Raw genomic sequence first — 22256 nt, 5'->3', positions numbered from 1 at the left:
AAATCTACATAAATACTGCGGGGATTGGTATGATTCCAACAGGGATAGATATTGGTCCACATCGCGTAAAGCCGGGAATGGATGTTATCTTATCTGGTGCTATAGGGGATCACTCTATTGCTGTTATGGGACAACGATTTGGATTGGATCTATCTGATGCGTTAAAAACTGACTGTGCTCCTTTAAATAACATGGTTCATGCTGTACTTGATAAAGTGGGACCTCAAGTGGCTCTATTGCGAGATCCTACACGGGGTGGCTTAGGGACTGTTTTAAAAGAAATTGCAGATCAAAGCCAAGTGGGTATTAAGGTAGAAGAAGCGGCTATACCAATTCACGCCGAAGTACAATCTGTTTGTGATATTTTGGGATATGATCCGTTATATTTAGCAAATGAAGGAAAGGTTGTACTCGTAGTAGATCCATCCGTTACAGATGAAGTTCTATCTATTCTTCACAGCTTTGAAGAAGGTAAAGAATCGGTGCTAATTGGCAAAACATTAGATAAGAATATTGGTAAGGTTGGTTTGCAAACTGCTATTGGTGGTGTTCGCTTAATCGATTTGTTAGGTGAAGATCAAGTTCCTCGTATCTGCTAATTATATAATTGAGTTTCTCTAAGTCGTAAAGATATGTAAAGATAAGAACTATTTTAGGCCTATAGAGTATGAGTTAGACTTGATATTGACACTAATTCTTTATGATGGTAGCATTAAATTAAGTTGTGTAAAATTCATTGATTGTTCATCGGACTTTTATACAATGCTAGTATCTTTATGTGTAAGTTCTTATACTTTCACTAGAATCTATGTATAGAATTTGTTAAAATATAAGTATCTATAGGAGGCTTATTATGAAAAAGAAGATTATTACAGCTGTTCTAGGGATTTGTTTAACTACAACTGCATTTGGCGGTATCTTGACTACTCAAGCTGGCGGCCTTAGCAGTATTCTTGGCGGTGCAGCTAAAATTGGTGGTATCGGTATTGTTATCAACAAATTCGGTCCACAAATTGACTCTTTCTTGAATAAATTATTGAAACAAAATAACTTAAGCACAGAATATACAACTAAAGTTGTACCTATCATCAGTATTGGTACAAAAGGTTATATCGGTGCTGCTCAAGTTACTGGTCCTGCATCTAGCATTGAACAAGTTAAAGCCGTTGCCCAAGTAGAAGGTAGCTTTAACGGTATGGTTCGTGTTAAAGGTTTAGTACCTGTTGATAGCACAAACCCAGTTGGTGCATCTCGTGTTCAAGGCGTAGGTGTATCTGCGATTATCGATTTGAAAATTTAATGGCCACTGAGCATATAAAATAGTAGACTCAGGGAATAAGCACGGTCTTAGGCCCGTGCTTATTCTGTTGTATAACAGTTATACATTAGATACGTTGTGGAGGAATTTATGAAGAAGCAAGTACTTACACTTTTAATGGCATCCTTGATTTCAGGCACTGCATTTGCTGCTCCTGGCACAGTTACAGAGAAAACAAATGTTTTGGAAACTACTGTATATGGTGCAGTACAAGATGGTGCTGTAGTGGACCGCATTAATCAACTTGATGAAACCGTGTATGGTACTGGTTTCAATGGCAATTCTGCTACATTGAGCAAACGTGTTGATTCCCTCTATAACTCCGTAGAAGGTAGTGGCACAAACATTTCTTTGCGCGAAGAAATGGATGCGCTTGAATATACATATCAAAATAGCATTAACGCAGGTTCTCTTGTAGATCGCGTAGAAAAGATGGAACGTAGCGTTAATGGTCGTATTGGTAGCGGCTCTTTACAAAAACGTATCATTTCTTTGAAAACAAAAGTATATGGTAGCAATGTAACGCTTACTAACCAAGTTGGTACATTAGCTGGTAACCAAGTCTTCAAAGTTACCTTGAATGACGCTGTTTCTTCTAAAACTAGCCATGAAGGCGACACTGTTGCTTTCACAGTAGCTGAAAATGTAATGGATGGCAATGTGTTATTGGTACCTGCAGGTACAGTAGGATCTGGTACAATTACATCCTTGAAAAAGGCTCGTTCCTTTGGTCGTAATGGTGCATTAGATATTACATTCGATACTATTCCTGCTATCGATGGTACAGAGTTTACTGCCGTACAAGGCAAAGAAGCTAAAGACAAAACTCGTAATGAAGTAAAAGCGGCAGGTGCATCCGTAGCTGGTGCTGTTTTACTTGGACCAGTAGGCCTAGTAGGTGGTGCCTTTGTTAAGGGTAAAAATATTGAATACCCTGCTGGTGCAACTATTTATGTACAACCTCAAGATTCTGTTACAATTCAAGGTCTTGTAATTGGTGGTGATGGTTTGGCTCACAGTGATGATGAATTGGCTGAAGCAGTAACTGTACCTAATACGGCCGATGAATCTGAAGAGACTGTAGACACTAATGAAGCGGCTGTTGATGAAAATGAAACAACAACAGAGGAACCAGCAGCAGTAGAAGAACAAGAAGAACCGGTAGAAAATGTTTCTCAACCTATCGTAGTTGTAAAGCGTAATCAATAATTAACAAATTCTTAAAGCAAGAGGAGTTCTAGTAACCATGAGGAAACGTAAAGTACAATGGCTGGCAGCGGCTTGTGTTTTTTGTTTAGCACAACCAGTATGGGCCGCTACGGAGTCAACCACGGTATATCAAGATCAATTGGATAGCGTTGATCAATCCTATCTTGGAGAAATCTCTAAAGCATCTACACCTGAAAATAGTAATATCCGTGTTGTACGTCGTGGTGAAAAGGCAAAGTCTGATCAACCTACAGAACAATTGCCGACTCGTATTGATGCAGATAAAATGTCCTATACTGGGTCCACTGGTGATGTATATGCACAAGGTGATGTAGTAGTGACTCAAGGTAATCAAACCTTGATGGCACCACGTATAGAAGGTAATACAAAAACTACAGAATACCGTACTGTTGGTGGGTATCGCTTTTTGGAAAATGGCGGTAAAACAAAGGATATTACAGGTCAAAATATGACATATCGGACTAGTGACCGTCATTTTACAGCTGACCAAGCGTTTGGTTGGAATGATCCTTACTATGTGAAGGGGCAAAATGCTACATTTGATGGTGAAACTGGTCATATGGATAAAGGCATGGTTACCACAAAACATGCGATGGCCTTTAAACATACACCAGATTATCGTGTAGAAGGTCAAGATATCAAGGTGTATCCTGGCGATAAAGTCATTATTAAAAAACCGTCTTTCTACATTAAAAACTTTAAGGTTTTATCTTTACCTTCTTATACAGCATCCTTGCGCCATGATAAAGAAGGAAAATTCAGTATATTCTCATTAGTTCCAAAGCCTACATATAGTAGTGATGATGGACTTGGCTTGCATGGTAGTACTGATTATCCAATTGGTAAGCATGGTGAAGCTTATATCGATTATCGCTGGTATTCAAAATCAGGCTTTAAACCAAAAGTTGGTTATAGACACTACTTGCCTTGGGCTACTGCGTCAATTGGGTACAGTAAAGAATCTAATGAATATAATGATGAAACGGTATGGGTTGAAAAGATTGGTGAGGCACGTTTAGATACTCATACGTATCATGTGGGTAAATCACCAGTAACTGTACGCGGTGGCGTTAATGCCGGTTATTGGAAAGAAGGTTCTGTAAAAGGTTCCCATAAGGAATACTATACAGAAATATCTCATGATCCAATTAAGCTTGGTAAAAATGCTGATTTACGCTTCTTGGGCGGTTACCAACGCGACTACTATGGTTACGATGGCACGATTCGTAGCATGCCTTACTGGGGCGCTAGATTCCGCTCTAAAGTGGGAAATCGTGCTAATGTATGGGTTAGTTATAATCAACGTAATATTTCTTATAATAACTCTCCATATCGATTTGATACTACAGAGCTTCCTAAAGAGCTCATCTATGGCGGTAACTATAAATTGACTCGCTTAGATGATGTGTCTGTAAGTGTTAAAACAAATATGATGAGTGGTCAGATAGACTCTGTATATTATACATGGCATCGTGATTTACATTCCTTTGACTTGTACTTAACTTATAAGGATGCACATAGAAGCAATAATGATCAATGGAAAATCAAATTTGTTGGCAAAGACTTTTAATTAGGAGATAACTATGCAACGTATTAGAAAAGCCGTTATTCCAGCAGCTGGCTTTGGTACACGCTTCTTACCAGCTACTAAAGCACAACCAAAGGAAATGCTTCCTATCGTGGATACACCTGCTATCCAATATATTGTAAAAGAAGCATTAGATTCTGGTATTGAAGAGATCCTAATCATTACAGGCCGTAATAAACGCGCTATTGAAGATCATTTTGATAGCAGTGTGGAACTAGAATTGCTTTTACAAAGCCAAGGTAAAAATAAACAATTGGCTATGATTAAAGACTTAGCAGATATTAAAGTTCACTTTATTCGTCAAAAAGCTCCTCGTGGTCTTGGCGATGCTGTACTATGTGCAAAAGCCTTTATTGGTGATGAACCATTTGCTGTATTACTTGGTGATGATATTGTATATAATCCTGAAAATCCATGCCTTAAACAGTTAATTGAGTGTTACGATGAACATCCTGGTATTATCTTAGGGGCTCAATTTGTACCTGAAGATAAAGTTAGCTCTTATGGCATTGTATCTGGTGAAGCATTAGCGGATAATTTATATCGCGTTCATAATTTGGTGGAAAAACCAAAAAAAGAGGATGCACCATCTAGACTTGCAGTATTAGGTCGTTACATTTTAACGCCAGATATTTTCAATATTTTAGAAAATACAAAACCAGGCGTAGGTAATGAAGTTCAATTAACTGATGCTCTAGCAGCATCTAAAACCGATACGTATGCATTAGCTTATGAAGGTATTCGTTACGATACAGGCGATAAATTAGGTTACTTGAAAGCTACTGTTGAGTATGCCCTTCGTAATGAAGAGTTAGGTGAGAACTTCAAAGCATATTTGAAAGAACTAGACCTTAAATAGTGAAGCTATATATGTATATAAGAAAGAACCTGTGGATGTTACCATGGGTTCTTTTATTTAATGGCGATATTTTTGTATTATTGTCAACAAAACTAAGGTGATTTTGTTGACTAATAAAATAATGTTGATTATAATCAATTTATTGAATAAATAAAGGACTGTGATTATATGAGATCGCTCTTTACAACATTGTGTAATAATGATTTTGGATTACCAGGGCATAGTGTTATTAAGCATATGCATTATGATGCTTCGGGTAGTGATCAATCTATCTGTGGCATTTTATATCAAGTTGCTAAAACTACTACAATTGGTATTCTAGACAAATCAGGTTTTTTAATAGTTGATTTACGACCGGTACCGAGAAAATTTCGTATTCGTTCAATAATTCATGAAGAAGAGAATGATCGGACGATATCTTTCTCTAAGGAGGATATCATACGATTTGTAAATGATATTAACGATACCAATGAAATTCATCGTGAATCGCCCTATGTAGTGCCTGGTTGTATGATTTTAGAAAATTTATGGAATTATTGGAATATTAGTAAATCTGCACAGCAGATGGCTATTTATTTTCATGCACCCGTTATTGCAGATGATCAGGTAACTTTGGTGGAAAACTCTGAAGATGCTCATGTAGAAGGTTATGTAGGTGACACATTGGCATTTTCTGCTACGTTTTTTGGTGAAAATGAAGATTTAACATCTTTAAAACAAAGATGTATTAGTTAGAGGTAATTATGGAAGCAAGACGTTTAACAAAAATGGCTTTATTAACAGCCTTATTATGTATTTCAGCATATATTTCGTTCCCATTGCCATTTAGTCCGGCTATGGTAACTGCATTGACTTTGGTGGCTACATTAACAGGTCTATTATTGCAACCAAAGGATGCATTTATTGTATTTATCATTTACGTTTTACTTGGTGCTGTAGGTTTACCAGTATTCGTTGGTGGCACAGCAGGTCTTGGCAAATTATTAGGACCAACAGGGGGCTTTATCTTCTCTTGGCCAATAGCTTATACATTATTAAGCGTATTCAAAGGTTCTAAGAAGAGCTTTTTCTCTTATGCATGGCGTTCTCTTGTAATTACTATTCCTGTAGTATATCTATTTGGCGTTGCAGGCTTTATGATTGTAACAAAAACTGAACTTTGGGCGGCATTGCCTGTAGTAATGTTCCCATTCATTCCTGGGGATATTGTAAAATGTCTCGTTGCTTCTTGGTTAGCAACTAAAATTAAAATTTAGAATGTAATAATGAAAAGAGGCATTCCTTGGGATGCCTCTTTTCTGCATTTTCTTATAGGAGCTAATATGTCAGTATATATTCATGGTGGGCTTAGAATCCCTATAGGCGTATTACATGGACAATATAGAAATATGAGACCTGAAATGTTAGGAGCTCAACTCATTAATGAATTAATCAATCGTTATGATATTTCACAAGTGGATGGGATCTTTTGTGGTAATGCAGTTGGTACAGGTGGGAATATTGGTCGCCTTATGGGGCTCATGACTAATTTACCGAATTCTGTTCCTGGGATTACCGTAGATATGCAATGTGCATCAGCCTTGATGAGTATTGAGATGGCCTATACACATATTGCATCAGGTGTTATGGATTCGGCTATTGCTGGTGGTATTGAAAGTTCTTCATTACAGCCCGATAGGATGTATGCAGCTGGTGATAATCGTGAAGGCCTATATAAGGTTGCTCAGTTTAGCCCTAACGATTGTTCTCCTCTAGCTATGTTAGAAGGGGCAGAGAGGACGATTCAAAAGCATAATGTACTCAAGGAAGATTTATATCCATACATTATTGGCAGTCACCAACGGGCCATTGAGGCCTTAGATAATCCATATTTGCAATCTTATATTATGCCTATTACCATCGATGGAAAAGCATGTGTAGATGAATGTATTCGCCCTAAGATGAATGAGAAACTATTATCACGTATGAAGCCTTTATTAGGACCTAATTCCATTACAAATGCAGGCAATGCTTGTTTAACTCATGATGGCGCGGCTTTTGTATACGTATCTAATGAAAAAGGGCCCTTTAGAATTCATAGTATTATGCCTTGGGCGGGAAATCCTCAGTTTAGTCCAGAAGGAGCTTTAGAAAGCACAGAAGCGATTTTAAAACGCACTGGTCTAACGATGGATGATATTGATGTAGTAGAGTGGAACGAAGCCTTTGCTATCATTGATGTTCTCTTCAATAAGGCCTATCCTAAGCATTTAGAAAAATATAATAAATTGGGTGGTGCCTTAGCGTATGGACATCCTTATGGCTGTTCTGGTGCTATATTAGCTCTTCATTGTATGGCTGCTTTAGAATCTTGTAATGGTCGCTATGGTTTGTGTGCTATTGCCGGTGCAGGCGGTACAGGAACTGCTTTGATTATGGAACGAATGTAAAATGACAATTATTGAACGGTTACGACAATATAAAGACTTAAAGCCTCATAAGGTTGCTCTTATTGTAGATGATACACAGTATACATATGGTGAATTGTATGATGCTATTCTTTCAATAGATCTTGATGATACTAGTGGTATCGTACATCTTACTCAAGTTAAAGAAACATTAAAAAATAAAGTTCTTTTAATTCAGAGTCAATCCTTTTTAGAACAACTTGTACAATGGTTAGGTGCATTGTATAGATGTTACATTCCTATGGTATGCCATAATGAAATGGATACTGAGTATATAGACGAATTAGCTCATATTATAGCTGATGAAGGCGTGTTACCATTAACTGATTTTGGTGTACTTACATCAGGTACTACGGGGCGTCCTAAACCGTTGTGGAGAAAAGAGGAATCGTGGCGAGAGTTTTTTGATATTCAAAATAATATCTTTCATATAAATGAAGATACAAAAATCTTTTTGCAAGGCAGCTTTAGTTTTACTGGTGTTAGTAATATGGTTGTTGCTGTCTTATGGGCAGGGGGGACTATTGTTACTACCAGTTCCTTGCGTCCTACTCGATGGATTGAGCTGCTTGAAAGATATGAAGTAGATCATATCTATGCTCTTCCTACAAAACTTAGATTGCTCATAAGGCATTGTAAATGTAAATTATCTGCGATTAACTATATTATTGCTGGCTCACAAGTGCTTGATCGTCATTTGATGGAGCAGTTGCAACAGCTATGTCCTAATATGGAGTTTATTCTGTATTATGGTGCTTCTGAGCTTAACTATATAACCTATTGCACAGGTAAAGAGTGGCTAGACCGAGAAGGCACTGTGGGCAGGCCATTCCCAACGGTCCGAATTAAAGCAGATGATGGGGTTATATATGTAACTACAAAATATCATATTGAAGGTATTTCCGATACATATACCGTTAATGATTGTGGTTATATAGATACACAGGGGTATCTTATGTTTACTGGGCGACAAGGCGATGTGGTAAACAAGGGGGGCTATAAAATATCTATTCCCTCCATGGAAACTTATTTGCAATCTATAGATGGTGTCTCAGAAGTAGCTATTATCGATATCATAGATGATGTAAAAGGGGAAGATTTTGTAGCGTATATGGTGTTGGAGGATAATGTTCTAGTAGCCGATGTTATGGAAACAATTCGGCATCATAGACCTTCCATAGAATGGCCAAAATCTATCTACTCTATTCCTATGTTACCTCTTACAGAATGCTCAAAAGTTGATAAAAGAAAGCTAAAAGAGTGGTATAATAAAGGGTAATCGTTTTTACTGTTATAAGGAGGCATCATGCAGATTAATAAGGCGGCGCTAGAGATTTTCGATTTTACGTCTTCTTTAGCTGTATACTCTGAACATGAATTAAAGGTTGGCGATCAAGCTATTCATGATTATATTGCAAATCATGTAGTTAAGTCGTTCAAAGACCCCGGTGCTAGAACAGGTACCTTGCATGATGCAAGTCCATTTGGTAAACAATTAGTCGATTATAAAAATGGAGACCTCAAGTTTATAGAGTTATCTAAGAATTTAGGTGAAAGCTTGTTTACCTATATGAAACAAGCGACGGACTCCGTTGTTATCGATACGATTATTTGTGAAGCTGTTACGGATGCATCTTATATCTGCATTCTTCTGTGCCAAGCTCATGATGCTTTTACTCATCAACTATTTAGTGAAGATGATGGCAGTTTAGCTACAGAACTTGTTTCTCATAAGGCTGTGTTGCCTATGCCTTCACAAAAGTTACGCGCCTTTGCATCGATTAATTTGCATGATTTTAGCGTTCGAATTTTTGAACCAAAAGGTGAATTTGATGGTGAAGTATCCTATATCTTAGCAGATAAGGTATTGCAATTAGGCACTAACCAATCTTCTAGAGATACGGTGAAAAAGGTGAAAGCTATCGTAGATAAGGTGGCTCAAGCCCATGAGTCAGATGGTGTCGTTGAATTGACGATTGCAAAGTCTATGATTGCGAAAAATGCAGAAGTATCTGATACAGTAGATCCTGTTCGCATTGTGGAAGAGGTATTTAAAGCCAATCCTGTTCAACAAGAGGCGGCTAAGAAAGAATTAGCTGATGCGGATATGATGAGGCCTCTACCTGTTAATCGAGAGTTTGCTACGAAGGTTGGCGAACATCATAAGATTAAAACCGATACGGGCATTGAAATTTCTTTTCCTGTAGAGTATATGAAAAATCGCGAGTTCATTGAAATCAAAACTAATGATGATGGAACCTTGCGTATTGAACTAAAAAATATTAATAAAATCGTAAATAAATAGTAATGAAAAATATATTTATCGATAGAAATATATTATGGTATGATTAAATTTATTTGTTATGCTAGTATATGGAGGTTATAGTGGGTAAAGAGAAACATAAAAAAACAAATGCATTACGTATTTTAGATACTCATAAGATACCTTATAGTATTAGCGAATATGAGTGGTCTGAAGAGCGTGCTGCAGGCCTTCATGTAGTAGAAGCTTTAGGACTCGATGAAAAACAAGTCTTTAAAACACTAGTTGGTAAGGGCGATAAAACAGGGTTTGTAGTATTCTGTATTCCAGTGGCTGAAGAGCTAGATATGAAACAAGCGGCTCGTGTCAGTCATAATAAGTCTGTAGAACTGGTTCATGTTAAGGACTTACTAGGTATTACCGGATACTTACGGGGCGGATGTTCTCCAGTGGGGATGAAAAAATCGTTTCCTACCTATTTTGATGCCACAATGAAACCTCAAGAGTTTGTATATGTAAGCGCTGGTCTACGAGGCATGCAGATGAAGGTAAATCCAAAGGATTTGGCCTCTGTTGTAAGTGCTGAATTTGTAGTACTTACAATGGATCATTAAGAGGTACGTATGGCAAAGAAGTTTTATGCAGTTCGTCAAGGCCGTGTACCAGGAGTTTATACTACCTGGGCTGACTGTGAGAAACAGGTAAAGGGTTTTGGCGGTGCTATCTACAAATCTTTCTCTACAGAAGCAGAAGCACGTGCCTTTGTAGATGATTCAGGATTATCCTTGAGTGATTTTATGAGTGCTAAACGGAGCGAACCTAAATCGCCACAAGCAGTTAAGTCTAAATCTATGAATTCTAGACCTATAGGATTTAGTTCTAAAGTTCAAAATAAGGTATCTCCAAATGTGGTGAAACCAGATTTTACTAAGGCCGACCATATTATTGCTTATATTGATGGTAGTTATAATAAAGGTACCAATACAGTTGGTGCTGGTGGCGTTATCTTCTTGAATGGGTCTAAGAAGACTTTTTCATTTCCTTCTAATGATGAACGATATACATCATTTTGGAATGTAGCTGGTGAGCTACTAGCTGCTATGTATGTTATGAAATATGCCGTTGATCATGGTATTCCAGAATGTTCCCTATATTATGATTATATGGGGATTGAAATGTGGGCTACTAAACGATGGAAACGCAATAATGCACTGACTCAATATTATGCTGCGTTTTATGACTCTATAAAAGACCGTGTGCGCGTACACTTTCACAAGGTGGCTGCTCATACGGGCGATACATATAATGAAATGGCTGATGTACTAGCCAAACAAGGTGCGGGAATTTAACTTTCTCAGAAAGGAGGGTGTTATGAATATATGTGTTACAGGCGGAGCCGGTTTCATTGGTTCCCATCTAGTTGATCGATTAATTGAATTGGGGCACAATGTGCTCGTTATAGATAATTTATCTACAGGTATGCGTTCTTTTGTACATGATTCTGCTCAATTTATTGAGATGGATGTACGAGATCCAAAATTATTATCTGTTTTTGAAGAGTTTAAGCCTTCTATTGTATTTCATGAGGCTGCTCAGACTATGGTTCAATCCTCTATGGAGAATCCAAGTTATGACTGTGATGTTAATTTGTTAGGGCTTATTAATGTACTTGATGCCTGTCGTAAGGTGAAAGTTGAACAATTCTTAATGCCTTCTTCGGCTGCTGTGTATGGGGACTTAGCAGTATTACCATTGACAGAAGAACTAAGTGGTATGCCATCATCCTTCTATGGTTTGACTAAGCTTACTGCAGAAGGGTATTTACGTATCTATCGTGAAGCTTTCGGGTTAAATACAGTATGCTTTAGATATGCCAATGTATATGGTCCACGTCAAGGTGATGGTGGTGAAGGTGGCGTTATTAGTATTTTCAATCGTTTAATCGTTGAAGGTAAGCCTTTAACCGTATATGGTGATGGGGAACAAACAAGAGACTTCATTTATGTAGAAGATGTGGTAGAAGCCAATATTAAGGCTATGGGCAATACTAGCTGTACAGGTATTTATAACGTGTCTACCAATACGGGAACATCTGTTAATGAGTTGATTACGCGATTCAGATCTATTAGTGGTGCTGATTTTATGGTTCATTATGAAGACGAACGCATAGGGGATATCAAACATTCACGTTTAAGTAATGCAAAGGCAGAACGTGATTTTGGATTTGTAGCTTCCACAACATTAGATGAGGGCTTACAAAAAACATTAGAATATTTTAAAGCTCATCATAAGTAAGGGATATAAGGTTTGGGGACATGAGTGATACACAATTTTGGGTTACTGTAGGGGTATGGAATCTAATTGTATTTAGCATGTATGGATATGATAAGCTATGTGCTATTAAGGGGTATAATCGGATTTCAGAGTTCACATTATTATTTTTAGCATTTGCCTTTGGCGGCCTTGGTGCGCTATTGGGCATGGTTATTTGGCGTCATAAGACTTTAAAGCTTAAGTTTAAACTAGCTATTCCTATTGCATTGTTATGGTCTGTTTATGCAGTGGGGTTTGGTTATGGTTTGTGGGTGAATTGATTGCATAAACTAATATTTTATTCATTGTTTTATGGTATAATGAGTAGAATATTGTACATAAAATGTCAGTGAAGGAGATATTTGATGTTGCGATTACAATCTGGGTTCGAGTTAGATTACGCTAACATATATAATGAAAGTTGCATACAAGAACGAGACGTAAAAAACTTTGAGCGTGCTATACAAAATGTTTGGCGCCACACCAATATTTTACGCTCTACAGGCTTTGAAGAAGGCCATGTTTCCAAGGACGGCTTGCCTGAACCGGTATTGTTTTACCAACTTCCTTATATTTCTGAAGATGGTATTAATACACCTGCAATGCTAAAACGTCTTTATGAATTGAGGGACTATGCTCGCCATAATATTGATACAGTTGTATCTGTAGGTATTGGTGGTTCTTATTTGGGTAGTAAGGTTATTTTTGATGTTCAATGTGGTGCATTTTGGAATAATCTTAGTACGGAAGAACGCAACGGATATCCACGGATGTATTTTGCTGGATTTAACGTAGATGGTGATTATTTATCAGGCCTTATTCGTACCTTAGAGTATCAAGCTCAGAAAAAAGGACCCGACTATAAGGTGATGCTCGTTATCACCTCTAAGTCTGGCTCTACTATCGAACCAATGGCTAATTTCATGATTTTGGAAAAAGCATTACAAGATCTGAATATAAATTATGAAGTAGTAGCTGTTACCGATACGTCTGATGATGAACATCCTACAGTTCTACGTTCTATGGCACTAGAAAATCATTGGAAAACCTATAGTATTCCTTATGGTGTAGGTGGCCGTTTCTCTGTGTTTACAGAGGTTGGTTTTGTAACAGCGGCTCTTGTGGGCTTTGATATTGAGGGGTTCTTAGCTGGTGCAGCTTCAATGGATGCTGCTTGCCAAGAAGAGGATATTTTCAAAAATCCTGCTTTATTAAGTGCATTGCTAAAATATATTGCGTCCGAACGTTATGGTCGTATTATTGAGGTGTTTATGCCTTATGGGGAAGCTCTTCATTCCTTATCTGATTGGTATGTACAGCTATTGTCCGAATCGTTAGGTAAGATGAGTAATACATGCTTACCTTATGGTCGTACACCAGTTGCGGCAGTAGGAACTATGGATATGCATGCTCAAGTACAAGAGCATCAAGAAGGTCGCCTTAATAAGGTCGTTCAATTTATTAAGGTTAAAGAGTGGCAACATAATCTCGTAGTGCCTAATACACATAGTCAATATGAACGATTGCAAGCACTTGGTAATGTAGGCATTTGTGATATTCTCAATATTGCATTAGATGCTAATAGAGAGGCTTTATCTAGTGACAATCGCTTTAATATGACGATAACTGTACCAACATTAAATGCATTCCATTTAGGGGAAATCATGTTTATGCATTGTTGGGCTGTTTACTTTGAATCTATTTTTGCTGGTGTAGACGCTTTCGATCAACCAGGTGTTGAAGTTTATAAACGTCTCATCGGTCCAAAATTGGCTCATGTAAAGGATGGAGAGAATTCATAAGGGGGAACTATGAATATTTTAGTAACAGGTGGGGCTGGTTATATTGGGAGCCACACAGTACGTGCCTTACAACAATCGGGTTATACACCTATTATTGTAGATAATTTATCGCGCGGTCATGTAGAATCAATTCCTGAAGGGGTACAGTTCTACAATATGGATATAGCAGATCCTAAGTTGATAGATATTATGAAAGACCATAATATCATTGGTGTTATGCATTTTGCAGCCCATTCTCAAGTTGGGGAATCCATGGTAAATCCAGCCATTTATTATGAAAATAATGTAGTTGGTTCTTATCACCTCATTGAGTCTGCTCGTACTGCAGGTGTGAAACATTTTGTATTTTCCAGTACGGCTGCTGTTTATGGGGAACCAGAGATAGTGCCAATTCGTGAAGATGCGCCATTGCATCCAACTAATGTATATGGTCGTACTAAACTGATGATTGAAGAAATGCTATCTGATTATAGTGCTATTTATGGTTCTACGTATGTTGCATTGCGTTATTTTAATGCGGCTGGCGCAGATCCGTCTGGTACAATTGGGGAAGATCATCATCCAGAAACTCATTTGATTCCGCTTGTGCTAGATGCAGCTCGTGGTAAAAGAGAGCACATAACTGTTTTTGGGACTGATTATAATACAGCTGATGGTACATGTGTACGCGATTATATTCATGTTAATGATTTAGCTACAGCTCATGTGTTAGCAATGGATTATTTGCGTAATGGTGGTGAATCTCAAGTGTTTAATCTTGGCAGTGGCAATGGCTTCTCCGTTAAGGAAATTATTGAAACTGCTAAAGAAGTTACTGGTATCGATATTCCTGTTCAATATGGTGACCGTCGTGCTGGTGACCCAGGCACATTGATTGCGTCCTCTGAAAAAATTAAAGAATTACTTGGTTGGGATCCTAAATTCAGTAATGTAGCTGATGTTATCAAAGATGCTTGGAAATGGCATACATCTCATCCTGATGGTTTTAAAAGCAAATAAAACAAGAACAAATCCTTTTGATTTGTCAATATAATGAATGACTCTATTAGTCACCTAGGTGACTGGTAGAGTCATTTTTTTGTAGGAATTTAAAAGGACCTCCTAGAATATGTCAGCAGGAGGTGGAATATGAACTTACAAGATTATATACAACGCATTAAATTATGGATTGATAAACAGTATTTTATTATTCGTCACTATAAAATTATTATTTCTATTTTTCTTGTAATTATAGTTGGTGTATTAATCGTTGGTGTTTTATATCCTCACGAAGAAGAACGTGTTCATGTACAACCTGAGTATGTTAATAGTGAGGAAAATAATCAGACCCGATTAAGTTCAAAAGAATCATTAGAAGGGGTATCACATAATAGACAGAAACATCATAACAGTGATGCTAAAGAAACGAGAAAAGATGACAATCTAAAAACTAAAAGTGAAGGCCGTTTGTTATATGATGTGAGCAGCGTGGAACGCGGGCATCCTTGGAGAGAGGTTTTTAAAGATTTACCAGATTATGATCTACATGGTAGACATGAAGATACTAAGGATGTAGATGAAGTGGCTGATAGCATTAATGATATGCAAGGGTTTAATAATAGTAAGTACTCAGGCAGGGATACATATAGGTATAAAACCAGGAGAACACAGAATAAGAATAAACACATAGGGGATAACACCATTAGTGATAGTAGTGATGATTTTACTAATAATCAAATTAATTCAAAGTCTCATAGTAGGTTAAATTCTTCGAGTATGGAACAGCCTGTTGAACTTGTTGGTATTGTTGAGGGAAATGAGATTATTGCTATTTTACGAAAAGGTACAGAGGAACAAATGGTTACTGTTGGGACGGTTTGGCATGGCGTTACTGTCTCTAATATAAGTGCAAGTGGTGTAGAAATCGTTGAAGGAGGTTCATCACGGTGGTTAAAAATCAATTAGGTAAGGATTGCTTACGTAGTAGAGTGACCATAGTAAGAGAAAAACTATTCAAAGCTAGCATACTACTAAAAATAATTATAATAGTGGTTATGTTTCTATATGCATCATTAGGGGAATCTTCTATAGTATTAGCGAGTAATACAGGGCAAGCAGTAACTACCAATCTAGAAAGCGATAGGGACTCACTAGATAGAGAAATTAGTAATGGTAAATCAAATAATAATAATGACATAGAAAAGGATAACGTAATTAATGAAAAAGGCGAGCTGAGAAAATCAAAAGAATCAATTACGATATCCGTTCGTAATGCTTCTCTAAAGGAAACAGTATTAGGGATTTGTCGGAGTTATCGTATATCTGTTATGGGTGTAGAATCTTTAACAGGTAACATTACGGCTACTGTGCAAGGTGAAACACCAGAGGATCTTATAAAAGAATTAGGAAGGCTATATCATTTTTCCGTTTCAAAACAATATAATACAATTCTTATTGAGCCAGATGACAAAGCACTTGAAAATAGAGAATTATATGTTATATCACCGGAGCATTTGCCAGCAGAGTCTTTAAAAAATATAATGGGCACTGTTGTGAAACATGATAAAATGGCGGTACTTTCAGAACAAAACGAAGTGGTCATGCATTTGACCAGTGGAGAGAAACGGCGTGTAGAAACACTGGTTAAAGCTATAGATAAGGAGCCTAAGCAAGTACAATTAGAAGCGACAGTCATTGCTATGGAACAATCCTATGCAAAGGAGCAAGGCATTCGGTGGTCGTGGCTTAGCTTGACAGGACATGGTGAAGATAAAACTAATTCTTACGGGGCCGTTACCTTTGGTAAAACACCCGGTGGTGAAGCATATAAATTTTTTGTGAAACCCGAGTTGAGTCTTATGGAAAGTTCTGGTAAAGCCGCGCTAATTGCTAAGCCATCTATTATGGCCTTAAATGGTGAAACAGCACATATCTTGATCGGTGAACGTATCCCTGTTATAGAAGAGTCCGAAGTGAATGGCGAACGTAAGCGTTCTACACGTTATGAAGAGGTGGGGATTAAGTTAAACTACACGCCTATTATTACTGGGGATGGCGGTGTAGATGCAAAAATTCACGCTGAAGTAAGTACACCTATCATGGTATCCGAAATGAAAGCTTATAAAATTAGTACGCGACAAGCACATACACGGGTGCGGTTACAACCTGGAGAGGTACTCGTTATAGGTGGACTTATGGATAATCGCGATCAACATCAAATTCAAAAAGTACCTATTTTAGGAGATATTCCTTTACTAGGTAAATTATTCCGACATAGTAGAAAAACAAAAGATTCTATAGAGATGCTAATATTAGTTCGGGCAATTGTGGTATAATAAAGGGTAATGATTAGGAGGTTATGAATGGAACGCATTCGAATGATAGGCCTTGGAAAATCATTTGGGGTGCGCCAAGTATTTTCCAATGTGTCTTTTGAGATAAAAGAAGGTGATCGACTAGCCTTGGTAGGACCTAATGGGGCTGGGAAATCCACCTTGTTAAAATGCATATTAGGCTATGAAGAATTAGATGAAGGCAATGTAGTTAAGTCTCCTGTAGCCAGTATTGGTTACTTACAACAAGATGTAAATCTAGGAGATGATAGTTTAGCTACAGAAATTGAAAAAGCTTGGGCCGATGTTCATGTATTAGAGGAGCAACTAAAAGAACTTACCACACGTTTGGAGTCTGAAGAAGCTAGTGAATCGGATTTACAGCGATTGGATTATTTGCAAAATCGTTTAGAATGGCTAGGCGGCTATGATTATGAGCAAAAGACTAAGCGTATCATTTATGGACTTGGTTTTACCGATGAGGATTTAGATAAGCCAGCCAGTGCTTTTTCTGGTGGTCAAAAGACTCGCATTAATTTAGCTAAAGCCTTGGTACGTCGTCCAGACTTTTTGTTCTTAGATGAACCAACTAACCATTTAGATATGGACATGTTAGAGTGGCTAGAGGGATATTTATCTGCCTATCCTGGCGGTATTCTCATCGTCAGCCATGACCGCTATTTTTTAGATCGTATTGTCACTGGTGTTGTAGAACTAGATAACCATAAGGCGACAACCTATCGTGGTAATTACAGCCGCTATATTCAACAACGGGATGAACGTTTGAAAGCAGATATGGTCGCCTATGAGAAACAACAGGAGTACATCAAGAAGACAGAGGCCTATATAGATAAATACCGTGCAGGTATAAAATCTAAAATGGCTCGTGGCCGGCAGTCTCAACTTAACCGTTTAGAACGACTTGATGCACCGGTAACTTCACATCATTTACAATTTTCTTTCCCTCCTGCAGCGATGAGTGCAGATAAGGTTCTTGTCCTAGATCATTTATCAGTAGGGTATGGTGAAAGTCCTATCATTGATGATATATCACTCGTAGTTCGACGAGGTGAATCAGTAGCTCTTATTGGTCCTAATGGGGCAGGTAAATCGACACTCGTAAAAACTATTGTAGGTGAATTATTTCCTGAGAATGGTCACGTAGATATCGGTAATCGCGTACAAGTGGGATATTTCTCGCAAGAGCATGAAGAACTACATGATTCTTGGCAGGTAGTAGAAGAGGTTATGAATCACTTTAACTACACTGAAGAGAAGGCCCGTAATGTATTGGGTTCATTCCTATTTAAAGGGGATGATGTATTTAAGCTTGTAGGTGACTTATCTGGTGGTGAGAGAGCTCGTTTAGCATTATTAAAATTATTCCTTCAAGGTGATAATTTTCTTATCTTAGACGAACCGACGAACCATTTAGATATTCCAACGCGCGAAATTGTGGAACAAGCCTTGCAACAATTTGAAGGTACATGTTTTATTATTTCCCATGACAGATATTTCTTAGATCAAGTTTCTACAAAATCCATTGTTTTAGATGATGGAAAAATTACTGAATATCTTGGTAATTACTCGTACTATAAAGAAAAGCTGAAAGAACAAGAAGATTTATTAGCATTAGCTAATGAACAGAACTCAGAGAGTGATAAAGTTGAAAATAAAGTTGTTTCAGTTATTGAACCAGTACTTTCAACATCAGAACCGACAGAGGAACCTCAGAAGAAACCGAATGCATATATGGTGGAAAAACAATTAGCTGAGGTAGAATCTGAAATTGCTCGTTTAGAAGCAACGATGAAGATGTATGAAGTGCAATTGGCTAATCCTGTAGTACAGCAAGATTTAGATGAAATGTCCAAAATTTCCATACAAATTGAATCTACACAAAGTGAGTTAGATGCATTGTATGAGAAATGGGAACGATTATCTGAATAACTTATAATAGTATATATTATTATAGAGTTATTTTAATTGACAAAAAATTGAAAACTCTAATAATATAGATATAGATTTAAAGTTTTATGTTTCAAAGGAAGGGTGTAGCATGAATAAATCCATGTTAAAAAAAGCAGCCATTTTTGGCCTTGCTGGTGTAATGGCAGTTGCTGCTGGTTGTGGCAGTAATAAAGATGCAGGTAATGCAAATAGCAATGAGGCTAAAATTGCATTGTTAACAACAACAACTGGTGGTGCAGCAGCATATGGTGAGTCCATTAAAGCTGGTGCAGAATTGGCAGTAAGCGAAATTAACGCTGATGCAAATGCTGTAAAAATCAACTTATTAGTAGAAGATACTAAAGGTGATAAAAACGAAGCAATTAATGCAATGAATAAAGTAATTTCTAAGGATAAAGTTGTAGCTGTTATCGGCCCAATGTTATCTGGTGAAATGATGGCAGCTGGTCCTGTAGCAAACAAAAGCAAAATCGTAGCTCTTGGTACATCTACAACAGCTGAAGGTATTACAGATATCGGCGATTACATTTTCCGTAATGCTGTACCTGAATCCTTGGCAGTAGATACTGCAATTAAAGAAGCACATAAAACTTTAGGCTTCAAAACTGCAGCTATTATGTACTCCAACAACAATGACCAAATGGTATCTGTAAATAATACAGCTCGTAAAGCATTGGAATCTGAAGGCGTACAAATCGTTGATACTGAAACATTTGCAGATAAAGATACTGATTTCTCTGCACAATTAACTAAGATTCAACAAGCAAAACCTGATGTTATCGTAGTTGCTTCTCTTTACCAAGAAGGCGCATTAATCATGAAAAAAATGCGTGAAATGGGTATGAATCAACCTGTAATTGGTTCCAATGGCTTTAACAGCCCTGAATTCATTAAAATTGCAGGTGCTGCAGCTGATGGTGTTATCGTAGGTACACCTTGGTTCCCTAACAAAGACGATCAAAAGGTAAAAGACTTCCGTAAAGCTTACAAAGATAAATATGGTAAAGAACCAGACCAATTCGCAGCTCAAGCTTATGATGCAGTATACCTCTATGAAGCAGCTTTGAAAAAAGCAGGTTCTACTACAGATCGTGAAAAATTCCGTGAAGCTTTGAAAAATATTGCTGACTTCGTTGGTGTAACTGGTCAATTCAAGTTCAACGAAAAACGTGACCCTTCCATGGAAGTTCAAGTTTTACAAATTAAAAACGGTCAATTTGACGCATTAAAAAAATAAAAGTTGAGGTAATATAGTGTTTTTACAACAATTAGTTAACGGGTTAACCCTCGGTAGCTTATATGCTGTACTCGCTATTGGCTTAACACTTGTGTTTGGCGTTTTAAATATCATCAACATGGCACACGGAGGCATCTTTATGATAGGTGCCTTCGTTGGTCTTTTTATGGTAACTGTTTTTGACGTTAACATTTTTGTAGCCCTTATCGTAGCTATGGCTGTCGGTGCTATCCTCGGTTATCTTCTAGAATTTGTGGCGCTTCGTCCACTACGTAAGAAAAAGGTGTCTCACTTGGCACCACTTATCAGTACCATTGGTGTTTCTATTTTCCTTGAAAGTTTGGCATTATTGCTTTGGGGCCCTCAAACAAGATCTTTCCCACCAGATTATATTGGTGGCCTAATCGACTTTGGAGCTTTCAAAATTTCCATGGTACAAATTATTGGCTTAGGCGTTTCTGTTGTGTTAATGTTAATTCTTAATGTAGTTATTAAGAAAACTAAAATTGGTAAGGCTATCCGCGCTGTATCCATGAGCACTGAAACGGCAGCTCTGTTGGGTATTAATCCAACCATGATTATATCTGTTACTGTTATGATTGCATCTGCCTTAGGTGCTGCTGCAGGCGTATTAGTAGGTTTGTCCTTTAATGCTATTGAGCCTACAATGGGCGTTATCATCGGCTTTAAAGGCCTTGCAGTGCTTATCTTAGGTGGCCTTGGTAATATTACAGGCGCTATGGTTGGCGGCTTCATTTTAGGCGTAGCAGAAATCTTCTCTGTTGCCTATGGCGCATCTACATTCCGTGATGCTGTGGCCTTTGGCCTCATCATCCTATTATTATTCTGGCGCCCACAAGGCTTGTTTGGTTCTAAAGATAAAGGGGGGAGACCATAATGGATTTATTGAACCCGTATTATCTACAGATCGTGATGTTCTTCATCATCAATGCCATCATGGGTATCTCTATTTACTTTACACTTGCAAGTGGTCAGCTTTCTTTAGGGGCTGCTGGCTTTATGAGCGTTGGTGCATACGTAGGCGCTATCCTTTCTTTGAAAGCTGATTTGCCTATCGTTGTAGGCATTATCATTGGTGGTCTAGTTGCCAGTCTTGTAGCCGTTATTATCGGTTTACCAACAACACGTCTTCGCGGTTTATATCTTGCCATTGCTACTCTTGGTTTTGGCGAGGTGGTGCGTGTTATTTTCTTGAATTTGGATATTACTAATGGTGCATTAGGCCTTTCTGGTATTCCATCCATTCCTCAAGAATTAACAAACTTAGCCTATGAACTTGATATCGATGGTTTAATGGGCATTGATGCTGTTGCATGGGGTAACTTAATGGCTATTATTATTTTGCTAGCCATTTTAGTATTGATTATTGCCTTCTGTGTACGCATTAATAATAGCCGTGTTGGTCGTGCCTTTGCAGCGATTAAGGCTGATGATCATGCAGCAGAATTAATGGGGATTAACGTTGTATACTACAAGATGATGGCCTTTATTATTGGTGCTTTCATCGCCGGTATTGGCGGTGGTTTGTATGCTCATATTACAAACTTTATCAATCCTACAGACTTTAGCTACCATAAGGTAGTACAAATCTTATTATTCCCTGTATTTGGTGGTTCTAATGTTGTATGGGGTTCCGTATTAGGCTCCTTTATTCTTACATTATTGCCAGAAGTATTGCGCTTCTTATCCGATTATCGGGACATCATCTACGGTGCATTGCTTGTTATCTTGATGGCAGTTCGCCCAGATGGTATTTTAACAGAATCTATGGTAGATAAAATTAGTCGTAAATTAGGCTTTAAAAAAGCTCCATATATTCCTGAATCACAAGTATTAACAGAACGTTTTGAAGCGTATAAACGTAAACAACAAGAAGAAAAACAAGGATAGGAGGGA

General features: G+C 37.7%; 22 protein-coding genes. All 22 read left to right on the top strand.

Annotated features, from left to right (window positions below):
• Positions 1–599: AIR synthase-related protein (locus Q7P05_RS09245; protein WP_303931797.1), on the top strand; the 599-nt coding region annotated here is incomplete at its 5' end.
• A gap of 254 nt (positions 600–853) precedes the next feature.
• The gene (locus Q7P05_RS09240) at positions 854–1300 is read left to right on the top strand and encodes a hypothetical protein (RefSeq protein ID WP_005387067.1); all 447 of its coding nucleotides are present in this window, start codon (positions 854–856) and stop codon (positions 1298–1300) included.
• Between the two features lie 108 nt (positions 1301–1408).
• On the top strand, positions 1409–2527 hold the full coding sequence (locus Q7P05_RS09235; RefSeq protein ID WP_303931795.1) for a hypothetical protein: 1119 nt from the start codon (positions 1409–1411) through the stop codon (positions 2525–2527).
• Positions 2528–2564: 37 nt separating this feature from the next.
• Positions 2565–4118: an LptA/OstA family protein gene (locus Q7P05_RS09230; RefSeq protein WP_005387063.1), complete on the top strand. Its 1554-nt coding sequence runs from the start codon at positions 2565–2567 to the stop codon at positions 4116–4118.
• A 13-nt stretch (positions 4119–4131) separates the two neighbouring features.
• Positions 4132–4995: a UTP--glucose-1-phosphate uridylyltransferase GalU gene (gene galU, locus Q7P05_RS09225; protein WP_005387062.1), complete on the top strand. Its 864-nt coding sequence runs from the start codon at positions 4132–4134 to the stop codon at positions 4993–4995.
• A gap of 237 nt (positions 4996–5232) precedes the next feature.
• Positions 5233–5730: a hypothetical protein gene (locus Q7P05_RS09220; protein WP_295824512.1), complete on the top strand. Its 498-nt coding sequence runs from the start codon at positions 5233–5235 to the stop codon at positions 5728–5730.
• An 8-nt stretch (positions 5731–5738) separates the two neighbouring features.
• Positions 5739–6251, top strand: a complete 513-nt coding sequence (locus Q7P05_RS09215) for a biotin transporter BioY (protein ID WP_005387058.1) — start codon at positions 5739–5741, stop codon at positions 6249–6251.
• Positions 6252–6317: 66 nt separating this feature from the next.
• Entirely contained in the window at positions 6318–7424 is a 1107-nt protein-coding gene (locus Q7P05_RS09210) for a thiolase family protein (RefSeq protein ID WP_119206289.1), read from the top strand.
• Between the two features lies 1 nt (position 7425).
• On the top strand, positions 7426–8721 hold the full coding sequence (locus Q7P05_RS09205) for an AMP-binding protein (RefSeq protein ID WP_303931793.1): 1296 nt from the start codon (positions 7426–7428) through the stop codon (positions 8719–8721).
• Positions 8722–8748: 27 nt separating this feature from the next.
• Complete coding sequence (locus tag Q7P05_RS09200) at positions 8749–9747, top strand: nucleoid-associated protein (protein WP_303931792.1); 999 nt, start codon at positions 8749–8751, stop codon at positions 9745–9747.
• Between the two features lie 80 nt (positions 9748–9827).
• Complete coding sequence (gene ybaK, locus Q7P05_RS09195) at positions 9828–10319, top strand: Cys-tRNA(Pro) deacylase (RefSeq protein ID WP_303931790.1); 492 nt, start codon at positions 9828–9830, stop codon at positions 10317–10319.
• A gap of 9 nt (positions 10320–10328) precedes the next feature.
• Positions 10329–11054, top strand: a complete 726-nt coding sequence (locus Q7P05_RS09190) for a viroplasmin family protein (protein WP_105088995.1) — start codon at positions 10329–10331, stop codon at positions 11052–11054.
• Positions 11055–11076: 22 nt separating this feature from the next.
• Entirely contained in the window at positions 11077–12000 is a 924-nt protein-coding gene (locus tag Q7P05_RS09185; RefSeq protein WP_105088996.1) for an NAD-dependent epimerase/dehydratase family protein, read from the top strand.
• Positions 12001–12020: 20 nt separating this feature from the next.
• Positions 12021–12299, top strand: a complete 279-nt coding sequence (locus Q7P05_RS09180; protein WP_105088997.1) for a DUF1294 domain-containing protein — start codon at positions 12021–12023, stop codon at positions 12297–12299.
• Positions 12300–12383: 84 nt separating this feature from the next.
• Entirely contained in the window at positions 12384–13820 is a 1437-nt protein-coding gene (locus tag Q7P05_RS09175; RefSeq protein ID WP_295824499.1) for a glucose-6-phosphate isomerase, read from the top strand.
• 9 nt (positions 13821–13829) lie between these two features.
• The gene (gene galE / locus Q7P05_RS09170) at positions 13830–14819 is read left to right on the top strand and encodes a UDP-glucose 4-epimerase GalE (protein WP_303931787.1); all 990 of its coding nucleotides are present in this window, start codon (positions 13830–13832) and stop codon (positions 14817–14819) included.
• A 129-nt stretch (positions 14820–14948) separates the two neighbouring features.
• Positions 14949–15764: a hypothetical protein gene (locus tag Q7P05_RS09165; RefSeq protein ID WP_303931785.1), complete on the top strand. Its 816-nt coding sequence runs from the start codon at positions 14949–14951 to the stop codon at positions 15762–15764.
• A gap of 89 nt (positions 15765–15853) precedes the next feature.
• The gene (locus tag Q7P05_RS09160; protein WP_303931783.1) at positions 15854–17134 is read left to right on the top strand and encodes a type II secretion system protein GspD; all 1281 of its coding nucleotides are present in this window, start codon (positions 15854–15856) and stop codon (positions 17132–17134) included.
• A 27-nt stretch (positions 17135–17161) separates the two neighbouring features.
• Positions 17162–19081 carry an ABC-F family ATP-binding cassette domain-containing protein gene (locus tag Q7P05_RS09155; protein ID WP_303931781.1) on the top strand — a complete coding sequence of 640 codons (1920 nt, stop codon included), beginning with the start codon at positions 17162–17164 and terminating at the stop codon, positions 19079–19081.
• Positions 19082–19190: 109 nt separating this feature from the next.
• The gene (locus Q7P05_RS09150; protein ID WP_005387036.1) at positions 19191–20339 is read left to right on the top strand and encodes an ABC transporter substrate-binding protein; all 1149 of its coding nucleotides are present in this window, start codon (positions 19191–19193) and stop codon (positions 20337–20339) included.
• 16 nt (positions 20340–20355) lie between these two features.
• Positions 20356–21237, top strand: coding sequence for a branched-chain amino acid ABC transporter permease (locus Q7P05_RS09145; RefSeq protein ID WP_005387034.1), 882 nt, complete (start codon positions 20356–20358; stop codon positions 21235–21237).
• Positions 21237–22250: a branched-chain amino acid ABC transporter permease gene (locus Q7P05_RS09140; RefSeq protein ID WP_005387032.1), complete on the top strand. Its 1014-nt coding sequence runs from the start codon at positions 21237–21239 to the stop codon at positions 22248–22250. The genes Q7P05_RS09145 and Q7P05_RS09140 overlap by 1 nt, the downstream gene beginning before the upstream one ends.
• Positions 22251–22256 lie beyond the last annotated feature (6 nt).

It is taken from the genome of Veillonella dispar (genome assembly GCF_937975875.1).
Classification (GTDB): Bacteria; Bacillota; Negativicutes; order Veillonellales; family Veillonellaceae; genus Veillonella; species Veillonella dispar_B.
The sequence above is the reverse complement of the archived record's forward strand: the minus strand, read 5'-3'. Positions and strand labels throughout refer to the sequence as shown.